Origin of the sequence: Paraburkholderia sp. A3BS-1L, from assembly GCF_051125215.1 — a bacterium.
Classification (GTDB): Bacteria; Pseudomonadota; Gammaproteobacteria; order Burkholderiales; family Burkholderiaceae; genus Paraburkholderia.
The window spans coordinates 713,025-735,391 of sequence record NZ_CP120445.1; the positions used below are offsets into that span (position 1 = coordinate 713,025).

A 22,367-nucleotide genomic window follows, 5' to 3' on the forward strand; every position below is an offset into this window, starting at 1 on the left:
GCGCGCTGCGTTTCCGGGGCGTATCTGGCACGCCCATGAGGTCGCCCAGCACGGCACCATCAACGCCCTTCACGCATGAGCGTTGAACCGGCATCGCCGGGGCTGTGCGCGCTCGCGCGTCACGCGCCCCCGGGTCCGGCGAGCGCCCAGGCTTTCTGGTAATGTCACGCAAATGCAAACGATCCTCTCAATCGAGAATCTCTCGAAAACCTATGCGTCGGGATTCCGCGCGCTCAAGCACGTCAACCTGAGCATCCAGCGCGGCGAGATTTTCGCGCTGCTGGGGCCGAACGGTGCGGGCAAGACGACGCTCATCAGCATCGTCTGCGGCATCGTGAATGCGAGTGAAGGGAGTGTGCGCGTCGCCGGTCACGATATCGTCGCCAACTATCGCGCCGCGCGCTCGCTGATCGGCCTCGTGCCGCAGGAGCTCACGACCGATTCGTTCGAAACGGTCTGGGCCACGGTCTCGTTCAGCCGCGGCCTGTTCGGCAAGCCGCCCAACCCCGCGCATATCGAGCGTGTGCTGCGCGACCTGTCGCTGTGGGAGAAGCGGAACAACAAGATCATCACGTTGTCGGGCGGCATGAAACGCCGCGTGCTGATCGCGAAGGCGCTCGCGCACGAACCGCAAGTCCTGTTTCTGGATGAGCCCACCGCAGGCGTGGACGTCGAGCTGCGCCGCGACATGTGGAAGCTCGTGCGCGGGCTCAAGGCCAACGGCGTGACGATCATCCTGACGACGCATTACATCGACGAAGCCGAAGAAATGGCCGACCGGATCGGCGTCATCAACCGCGGCGAAATCATGCTCGTCGAACAGAAGGACGCGCTGATGCGCAAGCTCGGCCGCAAGCAGCTGACGTTGCAGCTCGAAACGCCGCTGAGCGCCATTCCGGCGGCGCTTGCGGGCTGGGGACTGGAACTGGCCGAAGGCGGCAACGCGCTCATCTATACCTACGACGCCGAGCACGAACGCAACGACATCATCACGCTGCTCAAGAACCTGAGCGAGGCCGGCATCGGCTTCACGGACCTGCAAACCAGCCAGAGTTCGCTGGAGGAGATCTTCGTGAGTCTCGTCCACAAAGACCCCGCGACCTCGACAAATCCGGCCGCCGTGGACTCGGCCGTTGCGGATAACAACAAAGCACAGGTGAGCACCCGATGAATCTCCACGCCATTCGCGCCATCTACCGATTCGAAATGGCGCGCACCCGGCGCACGCTGATGCAAAGCATCGTCGCGCCGGTGATCTCGACCTCGCTCTACTTCATCGTGTTCGGATCCGCGATCGGCTCGCGTATCAAGGAGGTGAACGGCGTCAGCTATGGCGCGTTCATCGTGCCGGGCCTCATCATGCTGTCGCTGCTGTCGCAGAGCATTTCGAACGCGTCGTTCGGCATCTACTTCCCGCGCTTCACGGGCACGATCTACGAATTGCTGTCCGCGCCGGTGTCGTATCTGGAAATCGTGATCAGCTATGTCGGTGCGGCCGCAACCAAATCGGTGCTGCTAGGCGTCATCATCCTCGCCACCGCAGCGCTGTTCGTGCCGATCCAGATCCAGCACCCGTTCTGGATGGTGCTGTTCCTGCTGCTGACGGCAGTGACGTTCAGCCTGCTCGGCTTCATCATCGGCATCTGGGCCGACAACTTCGAGAAGCTGCAAATCGTGCCGCTGCTGATCATCACGCCGCTGACCTTCCTCGGCGGCAGCTTCTATTCCGTCGACATGCTGCCGCCGGCGTGGAAGGTGGTCACGCTGTTCAACCCGATCGTCTATCTCATCAGCGGTTTTCGCTGGAGCTTCTACGGGCTCGCTGATGTCGACGTCAGCGTGAGCCTCGCCATGACGGCCGCGTTTCTCGCGGTGTTCCTCGCGATCACGGCGTGGATCTTCAAGACCGGTTACCGCCTGAAAAGCTGAGCGGCACGCTCGTCAGGCCGGCAGCGGTCCCGGCAGGTCTTCCTGCGGCGCGACCTCCCGCTTGCCGTCGAGGATAGCCAGCTTTTCGGACAGGTCCGGAAAGCCATGACCCGCCGCGCGAAGCTCGCCCACGAGCCGATGCGCGGCCGCCCTGCAATGCGCAAGCGTCTCGTGCAAGCGCGGCTCCGCCTGCAGGCCGGCCACCGCCTTCTCGAGTTCGGCCGGCGACTCGCTCAGCAGCGCGGGCACCACCTCATCGGCGGGTATCAGCGAGCCGTGACTCAATAGCTGGCCGGTCCAGTCGCAGCCGTACAGCAGCGCGCGCCGCTCGGCTTTGCACGCCTCGTCCTGGTCGAGCGCGGCGAGGCTGTTGCGGTTCTTCTGAATCTCGGCGCGCCACGTCGCCAGAATGTCGGCGCGCAGCGCCGCGACCGCGTCGCCGAGCGGTGCATTCTGCCCCCCCGCCACCAGGCGACGCTCGTCGAGCCGGTCCACCTGCTCCCGGTAGTTTTCGAGGTACGACTGCCAGTTCAACGGCAGCGACGGCTTTTCGAAGAACGCGTGGCGCACTTCGTTGAGTTCGTTGCGGATATCCTGGAGCGCCTGGTTGTCGGCGATGCGAGCTTCATGCACTTCGTGGGCCGTCACCATTTGCCGGTGCAGCGGGAACAGCGGATTGCCGTAGCGGCGCTGCAGATGCCGTTCGGCGGCGCCCGGGCGGGCGCTCCATTTCCAGTTCGGCAGCAATTTCGCGTCGAATTCGACTGCCTCGATCATCGGCCGGAACAGCGCCAGGGCTTCCTCGGTGGCATGGCGGAAGCAGTCCGCCAGCTTGTAGTCATTGCCTTGCAGCGGCGCGCCGGCATCGCCGGCATAAGGGGACTCGGGCATGAGCCTCAGCGCGCCGGTGGCCAGAAAGAACTCCATCGGCAATTCCACGGCCTGGCCTTCCTGGCTGAAGGTGCGCTGCTCGGCGGAGATGGCCTCGACGGAACGCGCCAGGCGGCTTTCGAGGTCGAGCAGCGCGTCGATGGCGTCGCCCGAAGCCGGCTGCGCCGCATCGGCGAGCAGACAGAACGTTTCGCGGGCCATGCGCGCCGCGATGGCGCCGTGCTTGCCGGCGAACAGCCAGAACCAGAGGGCGAGCTGGTAGCCCTTGACGGCGTTTCGGGCCGTCGCCTCGACATTGGGTGCGAATGCGATGCCGGGCGCAGCCCAGTTCGCGAACGGCGGGGTTCCGGCGCCCAGGTACATGCCCAGCAGTTGCCGTATCGATTCATGCGTATCGATGGGCCAATGGCGCGCCTCGGCCTCTTCGTGGCGCTTCTCAGCCTTCCAAAACCTCCAGTCCATCCCGTACCTCGCAAGAAGAGCAAGCGTATTCGTGCTACGCGGTGCGCGCGATACTTGCATAATCCGCCGGAGGCGTAAACCAATGTTGCGCTTCGTTACCTCGTTGTCCCTGCGTGCCAGGGATATTCCCAAGTTTGCGTGAAATGACCGCCGTGCCACTCTATCTCTCAGTGCCATTCCCTACGGAGGCAGGCATGCAAGCTGAGACGCGCAAGAATGCACGAGTCGCCGCTTTTCTGAACCGGTCGGCGTTGTGTCTGCTGATGTTGCCAGTTGCGTGTCTTGCCTGGGCGCTCCAGGCGTATCCGCCTCATCACGCATATTTACTCAGCTTCTCGCTCGGCACATGGGTCTGGGCTTTCGCCGGCATCCTCTTTGTGGTCTCGGCGGCCTTCCACGTCGACGCCCCCGATCAGCACATCGAGCACGACACCGGATTCCGGGAAGCACACGGGCATTGATTTGCCCGCGTGCGGTGCAAGCGGGGCGGCGCTCACACGAGTGACGGCCACCCCGATTCGATGCCCGATCAGGGCGCGCAGTCACGCCCTCAATACCCGAGCGCGCATCCGTCCTTTCGATGATCGGACGCGCCCGTCAGCACGCCTCGCTCCCAATCGATGCAGATCGCCTGCGAGCCGCCAATCGGTCCGGCGCTGGGCACGAGCGCGAAGCCGCGATCCGCGAGCACGGCGCGCGCGGCTTCGGGCAGCGTCGATTCGACTTCCACCGTTGCCGTGCCCGGGCGCGGAAATACGCGCGGCAAATCCATCGCCGTCTGCATGTCCAGGCCGTAATGCAGCACCTTCGACAGAAAATGCGCGTGGCCCATCGCCTGATAGTGGCCGCCCATCACGCCGAAGCTCATCTGCACACGGCCATCGCGCGCCACCATGCCGGGGATGATGGTATGCAGCGGGCGTTTGTGCGGGGCGATCGCGTTCGGATGCCCCGGCTCGACCGAAAATCCCATGCCGCGATTGTGCAGCATCACGCCCGATTCCTTGCCCATCAATCCGCTGCCGAATGGATAGAACAACGAATTGATGAAGCTCACGCAGTTGCGGTCGCGATCGACCACGGTGATATAGACCGTATCGCGGTGCTCGACCGAGATGAGCGCGGCGGCCGGGTCCAGCACGCTCTCGAGATCGATGCGGCTGCGCAGTGCGTCGACGTAGTCATCGGATAGCAGGTGCTCGACGTCGACAGGCCGCTCGCGCGGGTCGCCCAGCATCGCATCGCGCACCGCATAGGCGAGCTTGGCCGCTTCGATCTCGCGATGCAGGCGATCGTGGTCGAGCGGGCCGCCTTCGGCATCGTACTTGTCGAGCAGTCTTAGCAGCAGCAGCGCGATCATGCCCTGCCCCGCCGGCGGACATTCGATCACGTCGTAGCCGCGAAACTTCGTGCGAATCGGCGTGACGTATTCACCGCTGAATCCGGCGAAGTCGTCGAGCGTGTGCAAGCCGCCGTGCTCCTGCAGCTTGACAACGAGATCGGCAGCCACTGCTCCGCGATAGAACGCGTCGCGGCCCGTCTCGGCAATCGCGCGCAGCGTGTTCGCCAGGCGCGGCTGCCGATGGGTTTCGCCCGCGCGCAGCGCGGCGCCGTCGACGAGCATGGTCTTGGCCGCCACGGCGTCGCGCGCGAGCGTCTCCACCTCGGCAGCCCAGTCGCGCGCGGTGCGCGGCGCGACGGCGTAGCCCTCTTCCGCGAAACGGATGGCCGGCGCGAGCACGTCGCGCAACGGCAGGCGGCCGTGGTCGCGATGGAGCGTCGTCCATGCATCCACGGCGCCTGGCACGGTCACCGCGTGCGGCGAATGGCGCGCAATCGTCGTGACGCCCATCGCGCGCAAACGCTCCGCGCTCGCAGCGGCGGGCGCCCAGCCCGAGCCGTCATAGGCAATCACGTCGTCGCTGCCGCCGCGCGAATAGAGCGCGAAGCAGTCCCCTCCGATACCCGTGGAACCAGGTTCGACCACGCATTGCACTGCGCACGCGGCAATCGCCGCGTCCATGGCGTTGCCGCCGGCGGCCAGCATCTGGACGGCGGTGAGCGTGGCACTCGGGTGCGATGTCGCGGCCATGCCATTGCGGGCCATCACGAGCGAACGGCCCGGCGTTTCGAAGTTACGCATCAGCGCACTCTCCTTTTTTTGGTGTCCTGACGATGGGTCATGAAAGGCGGTCCTGCCGCCTTCGATACGGATTACGCGGGCGCGGCGGTGCGCAAGGTGCGCCGCAGGAAGGTCTGCGTGCGCGGGTGCGAAGGCGCGGTAAAAATGCGCTCGGGCGGACCTTCCTCGATCAGTTCGCCCTGGTCGAGCACGACCACGCGGTCGGCCACCTCGCGGGCAAAGCCCATCTCGTGCGTGACGACCACCATCGTCATGCCGTCTTCCGCGAGTTCCTTCATGACCTGCAACACCTCCCCCACGGTTTCCGGGTCGAGCGCGCTAGTCGGCTCGTCGAACAGCAGCACCTTGGGCTGCATCGCGAGCGCACGCGCGATGGCAATGCGTTGCTGCTGACCGCCGGAAAGCTGCGACGGATAGTGGTCGGCGCGATCCGCGAGTCCCACGCGCGCGATCAGCGCCTTCGCCTGCCTGAGCGCTTCTTCACGCGGCATTTTCAGCACGTGAATCGGCGCCTCGATCACATTCTCCAGCGCAGTCATGTGCGGAAACAGATTGAAGCGCTGAAACACCATGCCGATATCGCGGCGCTGCCGCGCGAGCGTACGCGCGGAATCGCGCACGAGCGTGCCGTTGGGGCGCTCGACAAAGCCGAGCAGCTTGCCGTTCACGCGCACGCGCCCGCTGTCGTACGACTCCAGCAAGTTCAGACAGCGGATGAAGGTAGTCTTGCCCGATCCCGACGAGCCGATCAGCACCACCAACTCCCCCTTCGCGACGCTCAGCGAAATGCCGTTGAGCACCTTGGTCGGGCCGAAGGACTTGTGGATGTCCGACGCCTCGATCACGATTTCGCGCGCTTCGCTCATGTCATCGCCCCCGCAGCAGCTTCATCGTTTGCGCGCCGAACGGGCGCGTGTTCGCAGCCGGCTTCGCCTCGCCGCGACCGAAGTGCGCTTCCAGCCGCCGCTGCACGAAGCCCCAGAGCGTGGTGAGCGCGAGGAAGTAAATGCCGAGCACGAGATAGAGTTCGAACACGCGGAAGTTCACCGAGGTGATCATCTGCGTGCTAAGCAGCAGTTCCGGTACGCCGATCACGCTCACGAGCGTGGTGTTTTTCAGCATCACGTTGAACTCGTTGCCGAGCGGCGGCACTATCACGCGCAGCGCCTGCGGCAGCACGACCCGGCGCATGAGCAGCACCGAGGTCATACCGAGCGAGCGCGACGCTTCGTACTGCCCGCGATCAACCGAGCTCAGCCCGGCGCGAATGATCTCCGCCTGATAAGCGGCCGAGTTCATGCCGAGCGCGAGCACCGCCGCCTGAATATTGCCCGGCAGCGTGACGATGCCGAAGTCGAGATCGTGAAAATGGAAGATGTTCGCGGCGGCGAACGCCGTGTACAGAAACACGATCTGCATGAGCAGCGGCGTGCCGCGCATGATCCAGATGTAGCCGCGCGCGAGCGACTGCACCGGCAGGCTCGACGAAAGCCTCATGAGCGCGACGATCAGCCCGAGCGTCGCGCCGAGCACGACCGCGCACGCGCTGATCGAGAACGTGAGCCATAGCCCGTGCAGATACGCGGGGCTGGGCTCCAGCAGGAATTTCCGGAAAATTTCCCAACTGAAATTCATGGCTTCACCCCGCGCTCAATAGCGGTCGTTCTCGAGCTTCCAGGTCGCGAGCATCTTGCCGTAGCGATCACTCTTCACGAGGTCGGCCACGACCTTCGCCACCGCCGGCGAAAGCGGCTCAGCCTTGCGCGCGCCAATGCCCGTTGCGATGCGGTTGAAGCCCGGCACGGCTTCCTCGAACATGTCGCCCGACGCCTGGCGGAAGTGCGCGGCGCTCTCCGAGGTGGTGCCATAGGCATCGACCTGTTGCAGGCGGAATGCCTGAAATGCATCGGCATCCGAACTATATACAACGATATTCATGGGCGCCTTGCCTGCTGCGGCAAGCTTCTGATTTTCTTTTTCGAGCAGCGAGCTGATGGTCGTGCCGTTGAGCACGCCGACCTTCAGGCCCGAAAGGTCGTCGAGCGAGCGCACGTGGCGCGGGTTGCCGCGCGGCACCATGATCGACTGGCTCGAATACATGTAGTCGACGATGTCGATGATCTGACGCCGCTCGGGCTTGTCGAACAACTGGCCGATCACGAGATCGCATTGACGCGCCTGCAGCGCGGGGATCTGCCCGCTGAACGACATCACTTTCCACTCGACCTTGAGATTGCCGAGTTGCTTCGCCACATCGTGCGCGATATCGACGGAGAAGCCGCGCGGCTGCTGATTCTCGTCGTAGGACGCGAGCGGCGGCGCATCCATGCTCGAACAGTACGTCAGCGTGCCGCTTTTCACGAGGCCCAGATCGGCCGCGTGCGCCGTGGCCGCGCCGGCAAGCTGCGCCAGCACCGCGAGGCCGGCGCAGGCGGCAAGACGAAAACGCTTGAACTCTTTTGCTGACATCGAGAGGCTCCTGGCTAAATGTGGGCACAACGTGTGGGACACAACGAGTGAGGCACAACGAGTGGGGCGCAACGACAAATGGGCAAACCGGCGCATCATTCCCGCGACGCCGGCGATTCGAGGAATGCGATGATCTGCGGCACCGTGGATTCGATGTGGGCGCGCAGCGCCTGCTCGGCTTGCGCGGGGTCGCGCGTGCGCAACGCGTCGATCAGGATCTGATGCGCGTCGCGCGCACGCTTGCGCCTGAACGTCGCCTGCTCGATCCACAGGCGCATGGGGCCTTCGATCAGCGTGTAGAGCGAGAGAATCTGCTGATACAGACGCGTGCGGCCACTGATTTCGCACAGGTACTCGTGAAACGCGCAGTGGCGCTGCACCCAGGTGTCGGTGTCGCCCACGCAGGCGTCCATGTCTTCCAGCAGGCGTTCGAGTTTCGCGAGGTGCGCTTCGGTGCAGCGCGGCGCGGCCACGCGCATGGCGAGTCCTTCGAGCGCGATGCGCATGTCGAAGATGTCCTGGACCTCCTCGACCGAAAGACCGCGAACGATCGCGCCACGGTTGGGACGCTGGATCACCAGCCCCTCGCTGTGCAAGCGCCGCAGCGCGGCGCGCACCGGCATGCGGCTCATCGAAAGCGCGTCGGCCACGGTCTCCGCGACGATGCGCTGGCCCGCCGCATAGCGGCCTTCGATGATCGCCTCCAGCAAGAAACGATAGGCCTCTTCCTCGGCGGATAACGCCGGACCGGCAGTGCTGCGAACGTTGGTGGCTTGCATGGTGCGGTGCGGCACGACGCCGCGTCCGGTTGTGCGATGTCAAGGAGATTACTCCAGCTGGATTTTTGGATCCAGTCTTTCAAAAAAGAGATTTCACCGGCTGACGGATTCAGGCTACAGGGGAATGAACGGTAAAATCCCGGCATGGATCCCACCGCCTCCCCTCAGCGCCTGACCGATCGCAAGCGCGCCGCCATTCTCGCGGCGGCCATCGAGGAATTTCTCGCGGCCGGCTACGACGCCACCAGCATGGACCGCATTGCTGCGCGGGCGAGCGTCTCGAAACGCACGGTTTACAACCATTTCCCGAGCAAGGAGGCACTGTTCGCGGCGATCCTGCATCGGCTCTGGGACGCCAGCCAGGACAGCATGCCGCTCGCCTACCGCGCCACGGAGCCGCTGCACGAGCAATTGCTGGCGCTCTTGCTGCGCAAGCTGCGTCTCATGGCCGACGATTCGTTCCTCGCGCTTGCGCGCGTGGCGATCGGCACGGGCATCCACTCGCCCGAGCGCGCGCGGGACATGGTGGCGCGCATTGGCGAGCGCGAGGAAGACGTCACCGCATGGATCCGCGCGGCAGCCGCAGACGGCCGCCTGCATGTTGACGACCCGCTTTTCGCCGCGCATCAGTTGCATGCGCTCGTGAAGGCGTTCGCGTTCTGGCCGCAAGTGACGATGGGACAGCCGCCGCTGGCCGAAGAGGAACGACAGCGCATCGCGCAAGCCGCAACCGAGATGTTTCTCGCGCGCTACGCATAAGGCACGGCGGAGCGCACCGGTCCGGCGCGCAGCTCCTTCAAAATAATTTGGATTCCAAATTTATTTGCGCATCTGCGGATAGTGGCCCACGCGGCACCATCGCGCTATCGAATTGCATCGAACTTCATCGAATTTCATCTCGCAAACCCAGCGAAAAATGAGATTCCTGCAAATTCTTGATGCGGAATCACGCCGTTATCAAGCGCGCATGGATTGGCCCTTGACGCCCATTCATCGGCAAACGAGACTCTGCGCGCCGTATTGGAATCAGATGGTTGACTTTGGAGACAACATGCAGGTATCGAACGACGCTAAATTAAGCAATGGACTCAAGCAGCGGCACGTCACGATGATGTCGATCGGCGGCGTGATCGGCGCGGGGTTGTTCGTGGGCTCGGGCCACGCGATCGCGGAGGCCGGCCCGGCCGCCCTGCTTGCCTATATTTTCACGGGCGTGCTGGTCGTGCTCGTCATGAGAATGCTGGGCGAAATGGCCACGGCGCAGCCCGACAGCGGCTCGTTCTCCACCTATGCCGACCAGGCCATCGGCCATTGGGCCGGCTTCACGATCGGCTGGCTGTACTGGTGGTTCTGGGTGCTGGTCATCCCCATCGAAGCCACGGCCGCCGCCACCATCCTCAACGCGTGGTTTCCCTCGATTGCAACGTGGGTCTACGCCCTCGGGATCACCTTCATCCTGACCGTCACGAATCTTCTCTCGGTCAAGAACTACGGCGAATTCGAGTTCTGGTTCGCACTGGTCAAGGTGGTCGCCATCATCGTGTTTCTCTGCATCAGCGGCGCGGCCATCCTTGGCGTGCTGCCGAATTCGGGCGTGTCGGGCGCCGCGCGGCTCGTGGAAAACGGCGGCTTCATGCCCAACGGAATCGGCGCCGTTCTCGCGGCCATGCTGACCACCATGTTCTCGTTCATGGGCACGGAAATCGTCACCATCGCCGCCGCCGAATCGCGCAACCCGCGGCAGCAGATCGTGCGCGCCACCCGCTCGGTCATCTGGCGCATTTCGCTGTTCTATTTCGGCTCGATCTTCGTCGTCACGGCCATCGTGCCGTGGACCGATCCTGGCCTGACTTCGCAGGGCTCGTATCAGCGCGCCATGGAACTGATCGGCGTGCCGCACGCGAAGGCCATCATCGATATGGTCGTGCTGCTGGCCGTGGCGAGCTGCCTGAACTCGGCGCTCTATACCGCGTCGCGCATGCTCTTTTCGCTCTCCGTGCGCCACGATGCGCCGGCCCTGCTGCGCACGACCGACCACGCGGGCACGCCGCGTGCCGCCGTGCTCGCCTCCACCGCGTTCGGCTTTCTCACGGTAATCGCGAACTACCTCGTGCCCGAGCGCGTCTTCAGCTTCCTGCTGGCCACGTCGGGCGCCATCGCGCTGCTCGTGTACCTCGTCATCGCCGTCTCGCAGTTGCGGATGCGCGGGAAACTGAACATGGTCAAGGATGACCTGCAGCTGAAAATGTGGTGCTTTCCGTGGCTGACGTGGGTGGTGATTGCGTTCATCTGCGGCGTGCTGGTGGTGATGCTGATGGGCGAGGATCACCGGACCGAAGCCGCGGCAACGGGCGCGCTGGCGATTTTCGTGGTGGTGGCGTCGTGGCTGAACCAGCGCCATCAGCAGCGCCAAAAGCAAGCTCACGTTCAGCACGCTTCCACGCGCGTCCACTGAAGGCGCCTCCGGCTGCTCGATCGAATCAATCTCCCCGGCTGGGCTGGACATCAACGCCGCAAGCCCGGAAACTGGAGCCCGCCGGGCACGCAAGCGACGCGCCACGAAGATTGAAAACGCCCGGCCCGAACAGGAGATCGGAGGATGAACGAGTTTCCGGCCATTTTTCACCACCCAGGCGTCAAAAAGCTGCGCGCCGATCTCGCGCTTGCACTGCGCGCAGCCGCGCATTACGGCCTCGGCGAAGGCGTCTGCAACCACTTCAGCGTCGCGCTTCCCGGCGAGGACGGGCTCTTCCTGCTGAACCCGCGCGGCCTGATGTGGAGCGAGGTCGGCGGCGACGACGTCGCGATCGTGGATGCGGCCGGCGCGGTGGTCGCGGGCCGGCACGAAGTGGAGCCAACGGCCATGTTCATCCACGCCGCGATCCATCGCATCGCCGGCAAGATCTGTGTTCTGCACACTCACATGCCCTACGCCACGGCGCTCACACTGACCGAGGACTGCGGGCTCGACACGGCGCTCTCGCAGAACGCCATGCGCTACCACGGCCGCATCGCGCTGGATCGCGAATACAACGGTCTCGCGCTCGGCCCCGAGGAAGGCGAGCGCATCGCGCACGCGCTGGGCAGCAAGGACATCGGCTTCCTCGGCAACCATGGCGTGGTGGTATGCGGCGAGCGCATCGATTACGCGTTCGACGATCTCTACTACCTCGAGCGTGCATGCATGGCGCAGGTGCTCGCACGCTCGACCGGGCGCGCGCTGCGGCCCGTGGCCGCCGACCTCGCGCAACGGCTCGCGAGCCAGATGCAGGGCGAGCGATTGCAATCGGAGCTGTTTTTCGCGGCCTTGCGTAGAACGCTGCCCAACGCGTAGCGAAGAATACTACGCGCAAACATCGAGAAACTTCGGCGGAGTCGCGCAGACCTCGTGCGCCATCCCCGCCTGCTCGCTTCCATTCCCACTATGCCGAAATCCCGCCCTCCGGCCGCCACGAGCGCGCGCAACGTGCCGCAGCACGTGAGCCCGCCGCCGTTCGCCGACACGCTGCCCGTGCCGGTCTATTTCCGCACCGAGCACCTGCCGTCGCACGCGCGCTATCCGACGATGCGGCATCCGTGGGGCGAGTTCGTCTACTCGTTCAGCGGCATCACCGAGGTCACAACCGGCGAGGAATACTTTCTCGCGCCGCCGCACATGGGCCTGTGGATTGCGCCAGGCACCGAGCACGTCGGCTTCAATCATGCGGAGACTGTGCACTGCTCGGTCTACATCAGCCGCGAGCTGTGCAGCGCGATGCCTGCGCACACCTGCGCGATGATGGTCTCGCCGCTCGTGCGCAGCATGCTCGACCATTTGCGCGCGTTGCCGCCGGCCGGACACGACGGCAGCGAGTCGCCAGCGCGCGCCCGCTTGCTGCGCGTGCTGGTGGACCTGCTCTCCACCTGCGCCACCACCGGCAGCTATCTCCCGCACGCGGACAACCCCGACTTGAACGCCGTGCTGCAAGTCTTCCACGGCAATCCCGCCGACAACCGCCCGCTCGCCGAGCTCGCCGCCGCGTTCCATATGAGCGAGCGCACGCTGATGCGCCACGCGCAGCGCGAACTGGGGATGTCGCTGACCGAGTGGCGCGCGCGCCTGCGTCTCGTGAGCGCGTTGCCGCTGCTGCAAGCGGGGCGCAGCGTGGAATCGGTGGCGCTCGATCTCGGCTATGCGACTTCGTCGGCGTTCATCGCCATGTTTCGCCGGCTCACGGGCACGAGTCCAGGCAAATTCGTGGCGCGCCCGGCCAATCATCCGTTATCCGAATGAATTCGCTCGCGAGCCACGCCGGGTGAATGGGTGGCTTGCGCATTCCCGGCTACGTTGGCCCGATCCGCGCCGCGTCTCGCGCCCTTGGCAGCGGCGTGTCGCTATCGTCCTTGAGGCCCACGCCAGTGAGCCCGAGCCGCCGCGCATGCGTGAGCAGGTAGTGCAGCTTGTGCGCAGCTCCATCGTAGGGCAGGCCCTCGGGCCGCACGTTCGAGATGCAGTTGCGCATGGCATCGTGGCAGCCCACCTTGGGCGCCCAGGTGAGATACACGCCCAGGCTGTCGGGCGAACTCAGGCCCGGCCGCTCGCCGATGAGCATCGCCACAAGCTTCGCGCCCAGCAACTCGCCGATCTCGTCGCCGAGCGCGACGCGCGCCTGGCGCGCCACAACCATCGGGCCAATACGCCAGCCGTGGCCCGCAGCAGCGTCTGCGTTCAAGCGCTCGCGCACCGCTTGCAGCAGCGGCAAGGCCTGCTTTGCGGCGGCTAACGCCGAGAGCCCATCGCCGACCACGAACACGATGTCGGGGCCCGCGTTGCTCGCCTTGCCCGCCTCGGCCAGCGCGGCGCGGCTCTCGTCCGAGAGCCGCCGACCGAGATCGGGGCGGCGCAGGTAATGCTCGCGGTCGGGTGCGGCGCTTGCCACGGCGACCGTCGCGAAACCCGCCGCTTCGAGTTCGCGCCGCAATGCCTCGACATCGAGCGGCTGATGCACGGCATCGCGCGCCTGCGCGTGCGCCAGATTAAATGCGAGCAGCGGCGCGGTCGGCAGGCCATTGCCCGCGCGTCCCAGCGCGATGCGCGCATTCGTGAACACCTTCAGGCCAGCCCATGGATCCTTTTCGACGGCGTCGCTCATTGGCTCGCTCCATTCCCGTTTGCCATTGCGCTATCCAGCCATTCCTGTGCCCCTGCCAGCAGCGGCACGCGCGCCGAGACGGGCAGCAGCGCGCCGTGCGCGTCGGCAATTTCCATCGTCTCCAGCCACTCCTCGAACTCGGGCGCACGCCGCAAGCCCAGCACATCGCGCACATAAAGCGCGTCGTGAAACGAGGTGCTCTGGTAGTTGAGCATCACGTCATCCGCGCCGGGAACGCCCATGATGAAATTGATGCCTGCCGCGCCCAGCAGCGTGATCAGCGTGTCCATGTCGTCCTGATCGGCCTGCGCGTGGTTCGTATAGCAGATGTCGCAACCCATCGGCACCCCTAACAACTTGCCGCAGAAGTGGTCTTCCAGCCCGGCGCGGATGATCTGCTTGCCGTCGTAGAGATACTCCGGGCCGATGAAGCCCACCACCGTGTTCACGAGGAACGGCTCGAAGCGGCGCGCGACGGCATAGGCGCGCACTTCGCAGGTCTGCTGATCGACGCCATGATGCGCATTGGCGGAAAGGGCGCTGCCCTGCCCCGTCTCGAAGTACATGAGATTGTTGCCCACGGTGCCGCGCTTGAGCGCGAGAGCCGCCTCGCGGGCCTCGCCCAGCAGCCCGAGCGAAATACCGAAACTCGCGTTGGCCTTCTCGGTGCCCGCGATCGACTGGAACACGAGGTCGACGGGCGCACCCTGCTCGATCGCCGCGATCGTGCTGGTGACATGCGTGAGCACGCACGACTGCGTCGGCACGCGAAAGCGCTCGCGGAACTCATCGATCATCGCGAGCAGCTTCACGACGGCGGAGAGGCTGTCGCTGGCCGGATTGATGCCGATCATCGCGTCGCCGCAGCCGTACATGAGGCCATCGAGCATCGAGGCGGCAATGCCCTTCACGTCGTCGGTCGGGTGATTCGGTTGCAGGCGCACCGACATGCGCCCGGGCAACCCCACCGTGTTGCGAAAGCGCGTGACCACCGGGCGCTTCTTCGCCACTGCGATGAGGTCCTGGTTGCGCATGAGCTTCGAGACCGCCGCGGCCATCTCCGGTGTGATACCCGGCCCCAGGCGTTCGAGCGTCGCGGCGTCCGCTGCGGGCGAGAGCAGCCAGTTGCGAAAATCGCCCACGCTCAGATGCGAGACCGGCGCAAATGCATCCTCGTCGTGCGTGTCGACGATCAGTCGCGTCACTTCGTCTTCTTCGTAAGGCACCAGGGCCTCATTCAGGAAGGTCTTGAGCGGTACGTTGGCGAGCGCCATCTTCGCGGCCACGCGCTCCTCCTCGCTTGCGGCCGCCACGCCCGCGAGCTGGTCGCCGCTGCGCAGCGGGCCCGCCTTGGCGAGCAAGGTTTTAAGGTCCGCGAAACGGTACGTGCGCGGACCAATCGTCTCCTTGTAGGACATCGCCTCCGCTCCTGTCTTGGCTGGCGTCCGAAGCCGCTTCGCGCTGCGAGCGGGTCGCCAGCAACAAGCATAGCCCATTGCACGCGACTTTCATTTTGCCTACGCAGCATGATGGCGCGCCCGATCGCCCCTTAAGGATGTCGTAAGCGTTTTCCCTTCACAATGCGCCGCCTGCTCTGCACCGGGGTACACGCGTTTTTCGTGCTTGATCGGCAGAGGTCGCTCGTGCTGCTGGGCACGGGCACGCACGACACGGCACCGGAGCGGCTGAAGCAGCAGAAGACGTGGAGGCTGTGCCATGTGTGCAACTAAAACTGAGCGACAATTGCGGATCGAAGCAGCAACCTGGAGCAACACGATGCGTCTCTTGCTCGTCGAAGACGACGAAATGATTGCCGAGCCCGTGCTCGACGCGCTGCGCCGCGAAGGCTATGCCGTCGACTGGGCAAAGGACGGGCGCGAGGCCGAACTCTCGCTCGCCAACGACGTCTACGACCTCGTGCTGCTCGACCTGGGCCTGCCGAAGAAAGACGGCGTGAGCGTGCTGGCCGCCTACCGCCGGCGCGGCGGCGACGCGCCGATCCTGATCCTCACCGCGCGCGACAGCGTGACCGACCGCGTGAGCGGACTCGACGCGGGCGCCGACGACTACCTCGTCAAGCCCTTCGATCTCGACGAACTCGCGGCGCGCGCCCGCGCGCTGCTGCGGCGGCGCACGGGCCGCAAGCAGCCGGTCTACGAGCACGGCGACCTCGCGCTCGACCCGGCCGCGCACGAGGTGACCCAGCGCGGCGAGCCGGTCTCGCTCGTGCCGCGCGAGTTCGCGCTGCTGCACGTGCTGATCGAGGAGCCCGCGCGCGTGTTCACCAAGGCAGAGCTCGAAGAACGGCTCTACGGCTGGGGCGAGGAAGTGGGCAGCAACACGATCGAAGTGCACGTGCACAGCCTGCGCCGCAAGATCGGCGCGGACCAGATCGTCACGGTGCGCGGCGTGGGGTATCGGCTCAAGAGGGGCGAATGAGATCGATCCGCCGCCGGCTGCTGGGCTGGCTGATCTGCGGGTTCGCGGCCGGCTCGGTGGTGGCGGGCTTCGGCATCTTTCACACTGCGCACGACGAAGCCAACGAACTGTTCGACTACGAACTGCGCGCCGTGGCGCTCTCGCTGCCGTCGAACCTCACCGCAGGTCATACGGCGCACGCGGCGCCCGACCTGCAGGGCATCGCCGACGACCGCATCCTCATCGAGATCTGGGACGCCAACGGCACGCCGGTCTATCACACCTCGCACGATGCGCCGCTGCCGCGCAATCCGGAAGGATTCCATACGATCGAGCGGGCGGAAACACACTGGCGCACCTTCGGCGTGCAGCAAACCGCGCGCTTCGTGCAAGTGGCCCAGCCGATTTCCGTGCGCGAAACGCTGGCGCTGCACCTCGCACTGCATACGCTCTGGCCGCTCGCGCTGTTCGTGCCGGTGGCCATCGTGCTCGTGCTGCTCGTGGTCGCGCGCGGCCTCGCGCCCGTCGGCGCCCTCTCCACCCTGCTGGCCGCGCGCTCGTACAACGTGCTGGAGCCGATCAGACTGGACGGCTCGGTGCCCATCGAGCTGCGCCCGCTGGTGGAGGCTCTCAACGACCTGCTGCAGCGCCTGAACGCCGCTTCGCAGGCACAGCGCACCTTTATCGCCGACGCCGCACACGAGCTGCGCTCGCCGCTCGCGGCGCTCAAGCTCCAGTTGCAGGCGGCGCTGCGCGACGGCACGCTCACCGGCGAGCCGCACACGACCGGGCGCATCGAAACCCGCCTGAACCGCCTGATCCGGCTCGTGCAGCAGTTGCTCACGCTCGCGCGCGAGGACGCGCAGCCGGCGCTGCCCGTCGCCGTGGTGAGTCTGCGCCGGCTCGGCGAACAGGCGATCGGAGACTTCTCGCTGCTCGCCGAAGATAAGGACATCGACCTCGGCCTCGAAATGCGCGCGCCCGTGACCGAAGGCGATGCCTGCAACGTGGCCGCCGACCCGCACGGGCTCATCACGCTGTTGAACAATCTGCTCGACAACGCCATCCGCTATACGCCGCGCGGCGGCAAGATCGATCTCGTGCTCACGCGCACCGGCGAGCAGCTGGGCTTCGAGGTCATCGACAACGGGCCCGGCATCCCGGAGGAGGATCTGGAGCGCGTGCTCGACCGCTTTTATCGCGCGAGCCATGTGCAAGGCACCGGCAGCGGGCTCGGCCTCTCGATTGCGATACGCATCGCGCAGCGTCACGGCCTGCAGCTCGTGCTGCGCAACAATGCGGACGGGCACGGGTTGACTGCCGCGGTGAGCGGGTTGCGCCCGCGCCAGGAGACCGAAGCGAGCGCGCAGGCTTGAGCCCTCGTTCCGTGCGCCATTCACGCATTAAAGCTCGCTATGCCTTTTCGCATTGCCTTTCGCCTTGTCGACTGGATAGCGGGTTTCGTTCAGCCTCACCTTGTCCGCCGCTGCCTTCACCACATCGAAACCGGCCGTATGCGCGACCAGCAACAAGTAGATAAACACATCGGCGCATTCCTGCTCGAGGTGCGCACGGCCCTGCGGGTCGGCTATCAGCGCGGCAATCTGCGCGTCGTCCTTCCACTGGATCGTTTCCAGCAGTTCGCCGGCCTCGATGCTCGTCGAGACGATCAGGTTGCGCAGCGTATGAAACTGCTGCCAGTCGCGCGCGTCGCGGAACGCGAGGACTTGCTCCATGAGCCGGTCGAGCGGCGTGGCCGTGGTCTGCGTTGGCGTGGTCTGCATGAGTTGGGGCTGCGTGGATGGGGTCATTGCGATGCGTTGCCGTGCGGTGCGCGGCGTGCGGGAAGCGCGCCCGGCGGGAACGCGAAGCCCGGATTGTACCGCCGCGCGCCCGCCGGGTCGTGGCGGATTGTGGCCCCAGTTCCGTGCTTCGGGCTAAGGGCTTCGGGTAAGTGCGGATTCAGCCCGCCCTGCGCGAGCGGTGCGGCGACGCTTTCCCCACCCATGCGTCGCGCGCTTCGGCAATTTTCTTCCATTGCTTCGGATGCCAAATCTATTTGAAGCCGCGAATTGATCCAGCCCCGCAAAAAAATGTCCTCGACCGGCTTCAGCAATGCGTGCCGCCGCCGTAAAGATGGCCATGCATTCATGTGAATGCAACCATCATGAGATCACGCTCGCAAGCAGCAAAATTCGCGCTTCGCCACTCCAGCGTTCATGCCGCGCGACGCAGAGCCATTTGACTTTCAGGGAGCAAAGGAAAACATCATGTTCGTCGCAATCGGCTGGATCCTGGTACTCGGATCGGTGATCGGGAGCTTCGTGGGCGTGGGCGGTCATCTACCCGCGCTCGTGCAACCCTTCGAACTGCTATGCATCTTCGGTGCGGCCATTGGCGCCTTCGTGGTGAGCAACCCGCGCGCGACGCTCGGCAAGACGCTCAAGGCGCTGCCGACCTGCTTCAAGGGCGGCGGCTATACCAAGGCGCAGTATCTGGAGCTCATCGCGCTGCTCTACGAGCTCCTGCAAAAGGCGCGCAGGGACGGCATGATGGCACTCGAAGCCGACATCGAAGCACCGGAAAACAGCCCGATCTTCCAGAAATATGCCCGCGTGCTGGCCGACCATCACCTGCTCGACTTCATCGTCGACTACCTGCGCATGATGTCGAGCGGCAACGTGAACCCCATCGAGATGCAGGACCTGATGGACGAGGAGCTCGACACGCATCACGCCGAAGTCTCGGTCGCGCCCAACGCGATCCAGAAAATGGCCGACGGCCTGCCTGCGTTCGGCATCGTGGCCGCCGTGATGGGCGTCGTGCATACGATGGGCTCGGTCGGCAAGCCGCCCGCCGTGCTCGGCGAGATGATCGCCGGGGCGCTGGTGGGCACCTTCCTCGGCATCCTGCTCGCCTATGGCTTCGTTGGCCCCCTCGCCGATCTGCTCAATGCCAAGGGCCGCGCCGCGTCCAAGCCGTATCAATGCATGAAGGCCGTGCTGCTCGCCTCGCTGGCGGGCTATGCGCCGTCGGTGGCCGTGGAGTTCGGCCGCAAGGTGCTCTTCACCGCCGATCGCCCGAGCTTCCAGGAACTCGACGAGACCGTGCGCGCGACCAAAACCGTGAAGGCCTGAGCGCCAGGGGAGACGAAACATGGCCGAACGACAGCCAGGCGCACGCGGCGCGCGGGACAGCGAGAGCAGCAAGCCCCCGCTCGTCGTGCGGCGCGTGAAAAAAGGCGGCCACGACGGCCACCACGGCGGTGCATGGAAAATTGCCTATGCCGACTTCGTGACGGCCATGATGGCGTTCTTCTTGTTGATGTGGCTGCTCGGCTCGACCTCGCAGTACGACCGCGACGGCATCGAAAAGTACTTCAACACACCACTCTCCAGCATGCTGGGCGGCAAGCCCAATTCGGCAAACCCGAGCCCGAGCGTGATCGAGGGCGGCGGTCACGATCTCTCGAACCGGGTGCCCGCCATAGGCGGTGCCAACGCCCAGCCATCGGCGGCGCGTGCGGTGCCCGTATCTGCGAAACCCAGCCTGAACGCCGAAGCCTCGGCCAGCGACCGCACCCGTCTCGCGCAACTGAAGGCGCGGCTCGCCACGCTAATCGAGCAGAAACCCGCGCTCAGCGCCTTCAAGGACCAGATTCGCGTCACGATCTCTGACGAAGGCCTGCGCATCGAACTCGTCGACTCGCTCAAGCGCCCAATGTTCGCCACTGGCAGCGCGAAGCTCGAAGACTACGCGCACGCGATTCTCGTAGAGATCGGCAGCGCGCTGAACGACGTGGAGAGCGGTGTATCCATCGCCGGCCATACCGATTCGGTACCGTATTCGGGCGGCCTCGCCGGCTATTCGAACTGGGAGCTTTCGAGCGAGCGCGCCAACGCCGCGCGGCGCGCACTGGTGGCGGGCCACCTGCACGAGGAGCGGCTGCTGCAGGTGCGCGGCGTGGCCGACGTGCTGCCGCTCGACAAAGACGCCGCGGACAGCCCGCTGAACCGGCGCATCAGCATTCTCGTGATGAACAAGGCCGCCGAACGCGCCTTCTTCCAGGACGCGAGCCGCTATGCGGCCGCGGGACCGAAGGCGGGATCGGCGTTATAGAAAAGCGGCAACGGCGGCGCGGGCCTCGCCTCATAGAGCTCGCCCAGGCATCGCAGTTGCGGCGTCAAATGGCAGGAGACCGGCAAGGCATGCGCTGGGCGGCACAGTTGCGGGCACGCAACGCAAATGCGAGAACTGAGCGGTTTACCTCGCTTTGCTTGTGAATTCGTCCCACGAATCGCGGCCGTAGACTAGTCTTGCATTCAAACAACGATGGTTGATGGGGGAAGAAAATGAACGTGACCAACTGGATCGTAGTGCTCGACTGCGCGTACATGGAATATTCGAGCTGGCTCGGCAAGAACGTTTACCGGCGCACCGTCGCATACGATCGCGTCGTGTGGTGCTGAACGGCACAGGCGCCGCCTTCAGGGAGTTGATTCAAGCCACTGCGGATTCCAGGCGACTTCCCAGAGATGCCCATCGGGGTCCTGGAAATAGCCTGCGTAGCCGCCCCAAAATGTGTCGTGCGCGGGCTTGACGACGCGCGCGCCAGCCGAAGCCGCTTGCGCCATGGCGGCATCCACTTCGGCTTTCGAAGCAACGTTGTGAGCGAGGCTTAGCTCGGTAGGGCTGGCCGGCCCCACCGCCAGCCCAGTGTCGTGAGCCATGCTCGCGCGCGGCCAGAGCGCCAGACGGAAGCCGGGTTGCAGGTCGATGAACACGACGGCCCCGTGCTCGAACTCCTTGCCCACGATGCCTTCGGTGGGTAAGTCCAGACCCTCGCGGTAAAAGCGCAATGAAGCTTCGAGATCGTCGACGCCTGGCGTAATGACGCTGATGCGGGGTTTCATACGATGGGCTCCCTGTCGGTAAGGCGTAAAGCGTAAGGCGGTAAGGCGTGGTGCCGATGCAGCCAGCAGGCTGCCCAGCGTACGCTTGCCGCGCAACGAAGTCCAATCGCGGGTACGGCTCCGCCTTCGAATGCGTCCGACCATGCCTCAGCGCACTACGGGCAGCGTCTCGACCTCATGCGCATGCCCCAGCGTCCGCCCGAGTACGGGGATGCCGCCCCCGACGTGAATGCGGGCAAGGGGCGAGCGGACCGCCCGCGCAAAACGCGGCGCACGCGGTGACTCCCGCGATGACGCCGAGCCACTACAATGCGCTACAGGAATTCAATCTGGAGCGCCCCATGTACATCGTCTCGCTGACCTACACCGCCTCGCTCGACCGCATCGACGACGCCCTGCCGGCCCACCGGGACTATCTCAACGCGCAGTTCGCCGCCGGTCATTTCGTGGCCGCAGGACCTAAGGTGCCGCGCGACGGCGGTGTGATACTCGCATCAAACATGGAGCGTGCGCGGCTCGACGCCATCCTCGCCGCCGATCCGTTCGCCGAACAGGGGCTCGCTACCTATGCCGTCACGGAGTTCAAGGCAACGCGTCTTGCGCCGAACCTGAATCTGCCGCGCGCCGAGGCGTCGTGAGCGCGCGGCGCGGCCATGGGGATCGCCGTGTGGTCATCTCCGGCTGTTCGGGAGGCGGCAAATCCGCGCTGCTCGCCGAACTCGCGCAGCGCGGTCATGCAGTGGTGGAAGAGCCGGGCAGACGCATCGTCGAAGCTGAATTGCGCAGCAACGGTCACGCGCTGCCGTGGGTCGATCTGCGCGCTTTCCTGTTGCGCGCTATCGACCTCGCGCATGCCGATCTGGCAAGCGTCGATACGCATGGCGCCTGTGGCTGGATCTTTTTCGATCGCGGCCTGATCGACGCATTGGCCGCGCGAGCGCATCTCGAAGGACGTCCGCTTAACGCAGGGGCGAGCGGCACGCAACGGCACTATCACCACCGGGTCTTTGTCACGCCACCGTGGCCCGAGATCTATGTGCAGGACGACGCGCGGCGTCATGACTTCGCGAGCGCCACGCAAGAATACGAACGCCTGCTCGCCGCCTGGCCGTCCTTCGGCTACAAAATCACGCTCGTACCCAAAACCGATGTGGCCGCACGCGCCGATTTCGTGCTGCGCACGTTGCAGGACGATCTGGACGCGCGCGGCGAAGGCATAGACGCCCTGTAA

Annotated in this window: 24 protein-coding genes; 13 read left to right on the forward strand and 11 right to left on the reverse strand. The window is 65.2% G+C overall.

Translation table 11 applies throughout. From position 1 onward, the window contains the following. Positions 1-172 precede the first annotated feature (172 nt). Together P5W99_RS33965 and P5W99_RS33970 are read left to right on the forward strand one after the other, a co-directional pair. Positions 173-1,171: an ABC transporter ATP-binding protein gene (locus P5W99_RS33965; protein WP_421028191.1), complete on the forward strand. Its 999-nt coding sequence runs from the start codon at positions 173-175 to the stop codon at positions 1,169-1,171. Continuing rightward, positions 1,168-1,929 carry an ABC transporter permease gene (locus P5W99_RS33970; protein WP_421028192.1) on the forward strand — a complete coding sequence of 254 codons (762 nt, stop codon included), beginning with the start codon at positions 1,168-1,170 and terminating at the stop codon, positions 1,927-1,929. Before P5W99_RS33965 ends, P5W99_RS33970 begins: the two co-directional genes overlap by 4 nt. A 12-nt stretch (positions 1,930-1,941) precedes the next feature. On the opposite strand, the gene P5W99_RS33975 is transcribed toward P5W99_RS33970, so the two are convergent. Further along, positions 1,942-3,183: a tryptophan leader peptide gene (locus P5W99_RS33975; protein WP_421028193.1), complete on the reverse strand. Its 1,242-nt coding sequence runs from the start codon at positions 3,181-3,183 to the stop codon at positions 1,942-1,944. A 293-nt stretch (positions 3,184-3,476) separates the two neighbouring features. Here P5W99_RS33975 and P5W99_RS33980 point away from each other — a divergent pair, with 293 nt between their 5' ends. Beyond that, on the forward strand, positions 3,477-3,743 hold the full coding sequence (locus P5W99_RS33980; protein WP_421028194.1) for a hypothetical protein: 267 nt from the start codon (positions 3,477-3,479) through the stop codon (positions 3,741-3,743). Between the two features lie 89 nt (positions 3,744-3,832). Here P5W99_RS33980 and ggt read toward each other — a convergent pair whose 3' ends face one another. The 5 genes from ggt to P5W99_RS34005 all read right to left on the reverse strand — a co-directional run bounded on the left by ggt (position 3,833) and on the right by P5W99_RS34005 (position 8,673). Then, on the reverse strand, positions 3,833-5,425 hold the full coding sequence (ggt, locus tag P5W99_RS33985) for a gamma-glutamyltransferase (protein ID WP_421028195.1): 1,593 nt from the start codon (positions 5,423-5,425) through the stop codon (positions 3,833-3,835). Between the two features lie 71 nt (positions 5,426-5,496). Next, positions 5,497-6,291 (reverse strand): amino acid ABC transporter ATP-binding protein, encoded by a 795-nt coding sequence (locus P5W99_RS33990; RefSeq protein ID WP_434665702.1) that lies wholly within the window; start codon positions 6,289-6,291, stop codon positions 5,497-5,499. A 1-nt stretch (position 6,292) separates the two neighbouring features. Then, entirely contained in the window at positions 6,293-7,060 is a 768-nt protein-coding gene (locus tag P5W99_RS33995) for an amino acid ABC transporter permease (protein WP_434665705.1), read from the reverse strand. Positions 7,061-7,075: 15 nt separating this feature from the next. Beyond that, positions 7,076-7,894 carry an ABC transporter substrate-binding protein gene (locus tag P5W99_RS34000; RefSeq protein WP_421028198.1) on the reverse strand — a complete coding sequence of 273 codons (819 nt, stop codon included), beginning with the start codon at positions 7,892-7,894 and terminating at the stop codon, positions 7,076-7,078. Positions 7,895-7,989: 95 nt separating this feature from the next. Continuing rightward, the gene (locus P5W99_RS34005; RefSeq protein ID WP_421028199.1) at positions 7,990-8,673 is read right to left on the reverse strand and encodes a GntR family transcriptional regulator; all 684 of its coding nucleotides are present in this window, start codon (positions 8,671-8,673) and stop codon (positions 7,990-7,992) included. A 144-nt stretch (positions 8,674-8,817) separates the two neighbouring features. Between P5W99_RS34005 and P5W99_RS34010 the strand changes: the two genes are divergently transcribed. From P5W99_RS34010 to P5W99_RS34025, 4 genes are all read left to right on the forward strand, one after another. Next, positions 8,818-9,432, forward strand: coding sequence for a TetR/AcrR family transcriptional regulator (locus P5W99_RS34010; protein WP_421028200.1), 615 nt, complete (start codon positions 8,818-8,820; stop codon positions 9,430-9,432). A 292-nt stretch (positions 9,433-9,724) separates the two neighbouring features. Continuing rightward, a complete protein-coding gene (gene gabP / locus P5W99_RS34015) occupies positions 9,725-11,128 on the forward strand; it encodes a GABA permease (RefSeq protein ID WP_434665710.1) in 1,404 nt (467 codons plus the stop codon). 144 nt (positions 11,129-11,272) lie between these two features. Continuing rightward, positions 11,273-12,007, forward strand: a complete 735-nt coding sequence (locus tag P5W99_RS34020; RefSeq protein WP_421028202.1) for an aldolase — start codon at positions 11,273-11,275, stop codon at positions 12,005-12,007. Positions 12,008-12,097: 90 nt separating this feature from the next. Beyond that, entirely contained in the window at positions 12,098-12,946 is an 849-nt protein-coding gene (locus tag P5W99_RS34025; RefSeq protein WP_421028203.1) for an AraC family transcriptional regulator, read from the forward strand. A 49-nt stretch (positions 12,947-12,995) separates the two neighbouring features. On the opposite strand, the gene eutC is transcribed toward P5W99_RS34025, so the two are convergent. Then, positions 12,996-13,805: an ethanolamine ammonia-lyase subunit EutC gene (eutC, locus tag P5W99_RS34030; protein WP_434665714.1), complete on the reverse strand. Its 810-nt coding sequence runs from the start codon at positions 13,803-13,805 to the stop codon at positions 12,996-12,998. Beyond that, the gene (locus P5W99_RS34035) at positions 13,802-15,223 is read right to left on the reverse strand and encodes an ethanolamine ammonia-lyase subunit EutB (protein ID WP_434665717.1); all 1,422 of its coding nucleotides are present in this window, start codon (positions 15,221-15,223) and stop codon (positions 13,802-13,804) included. Before P5W99_RS34035 ends, eutC begins: the two co-directional genes overlap by 4 nt. 358 nt (positions 15,224-15,581) lie before the next feature. Here P5W99_RS34035 and P5W99_RS34040 point away from each other — a divergent pair, with 358 nt between their 5' ends. After that, positions 15,582-16,244 (forward strand): response regulator, encoded by a 663-nt coding sequence (locus tag P5W99_RS34040; protein ID WP_421028206.1) that lies wholly within the window; start codon positions 15,582-15,584, stop codon positions 16,242-16,244. Further along, complete coding sequence (locus tag P5W99_RS34045) at positions 16,241-17,599, forward strand: ATP-binding protein (RefSeq protein ID WP_421028207.1); 1,359 nt, start codon at positions 16,241-16,243, stop codon at positions 17,597-17,599. The genes P5W99_RS34040 and P5W99_RS34045 overlap by 4 nt, the downstream gene beginning before the upstream one ends. A 27-nt stretch (positions 17,600-17,626) precedes the next feature. Here the strand turns inward: P5W99_RS34045 and P5W99_RS34050 are convergent, their stop codons facing one another. Both P5W99_RS34050 and P5W99_RS34055 read right to left on the reverse strand, forming a co-directional pair. Then, positions 17,627-18,034: a nucleotide pyrophosphohydrolase gene (locus P5W99_RS34050; RefSeq protein ID WP_421073395.1), complete on the reverse strand. Its 408-nt coding sequence runs from the start codon at positions 18,032-18,034 to the stop codon at positions 17,627-17,629. Then, entirely contained in the window at positions 18,031-18,339 is a 309-nt protein-coding gene (locus tag P5W99_RS34055) for a hypothetical protein (protein ID WP_421028209.1), read from the reverse strand. Before P5W99_RS34055 ends, P5W99_RS34050 begins: the two co-directional genes overlap by 4 nt. Before the next feature lie 154 nt (positions 18,340-18,493). On the opposite strand from P5W99_RS34055, the gene motA reads away from it, so the two are divergent. Continuing rightward, positions 18,494-19,360 (forward strand): flagellar motor stator protein MotA, encoded by an 867-nt coding sequence (motA, locus tag P5W99_RS34060; RefSeq protein WP_434665722.1) that lies wholly within the window; start codon positions 18,494-18,496, stop codon positions 19,358-19,360. Between the two features lie 19 nt (positions 19,361-19,379). Further along, positions 19,380-20,342: a flagellar motor protein MotB gene (motB, locus tag P5W99_RS34065; RefSeq protein ID WP_421028211.1), complete on the forward strand. Its 963-nt coding sequence runs from the start codon at positions 19,380-19,382 to the stop codon at positions 20,340-20,342. 368 nt (positions 20,343-20,710) lie between these two features. Here motB and P5W99_RS34070 read toward each other — a convergent pair whose 3' ends face one another. Then, positions 20,711-21,136 carry a VOC family protein gene (locus tag P5W99_RS34070; protein ID WP_421028212.1) on the reverse strand — a complete coding sequence of 142 codons (426 nt, stop codon included), beginning with the start codon at positions 21,134-21,136 and terminating at the stop codon, positions 20,711-20,713. Positions 21,137-21,477: 341 nt separating this feature from the next. On the opposite strand from P5W99_RS34070, the gene P5W99_RS34075 reads away from it, so the two are divergent. After that, positions 21,478-21,774, forward strand: a complete 297-nt coding sequence (locus tag P5W99_RS34075; RefSeq protein ID WP_421028757.1) for a YciI family protein — start codon at positions 21,478-21,480, stop codon at positions 21,772-21,774. After that, positions 21,771-22,367, forward strand: a complete 597-nt coding sequence (locus P5W99_RS34080; RefSeq protein ID WP_434665727.1) for an AAA family ATPase — start codon at positions 21,771-21,773, stop codon at positions 22,365-22,367. Before P5W99_RS34075 ends, P5W99_RS34080 begins: the two co-directional genes overlap by 4 nt.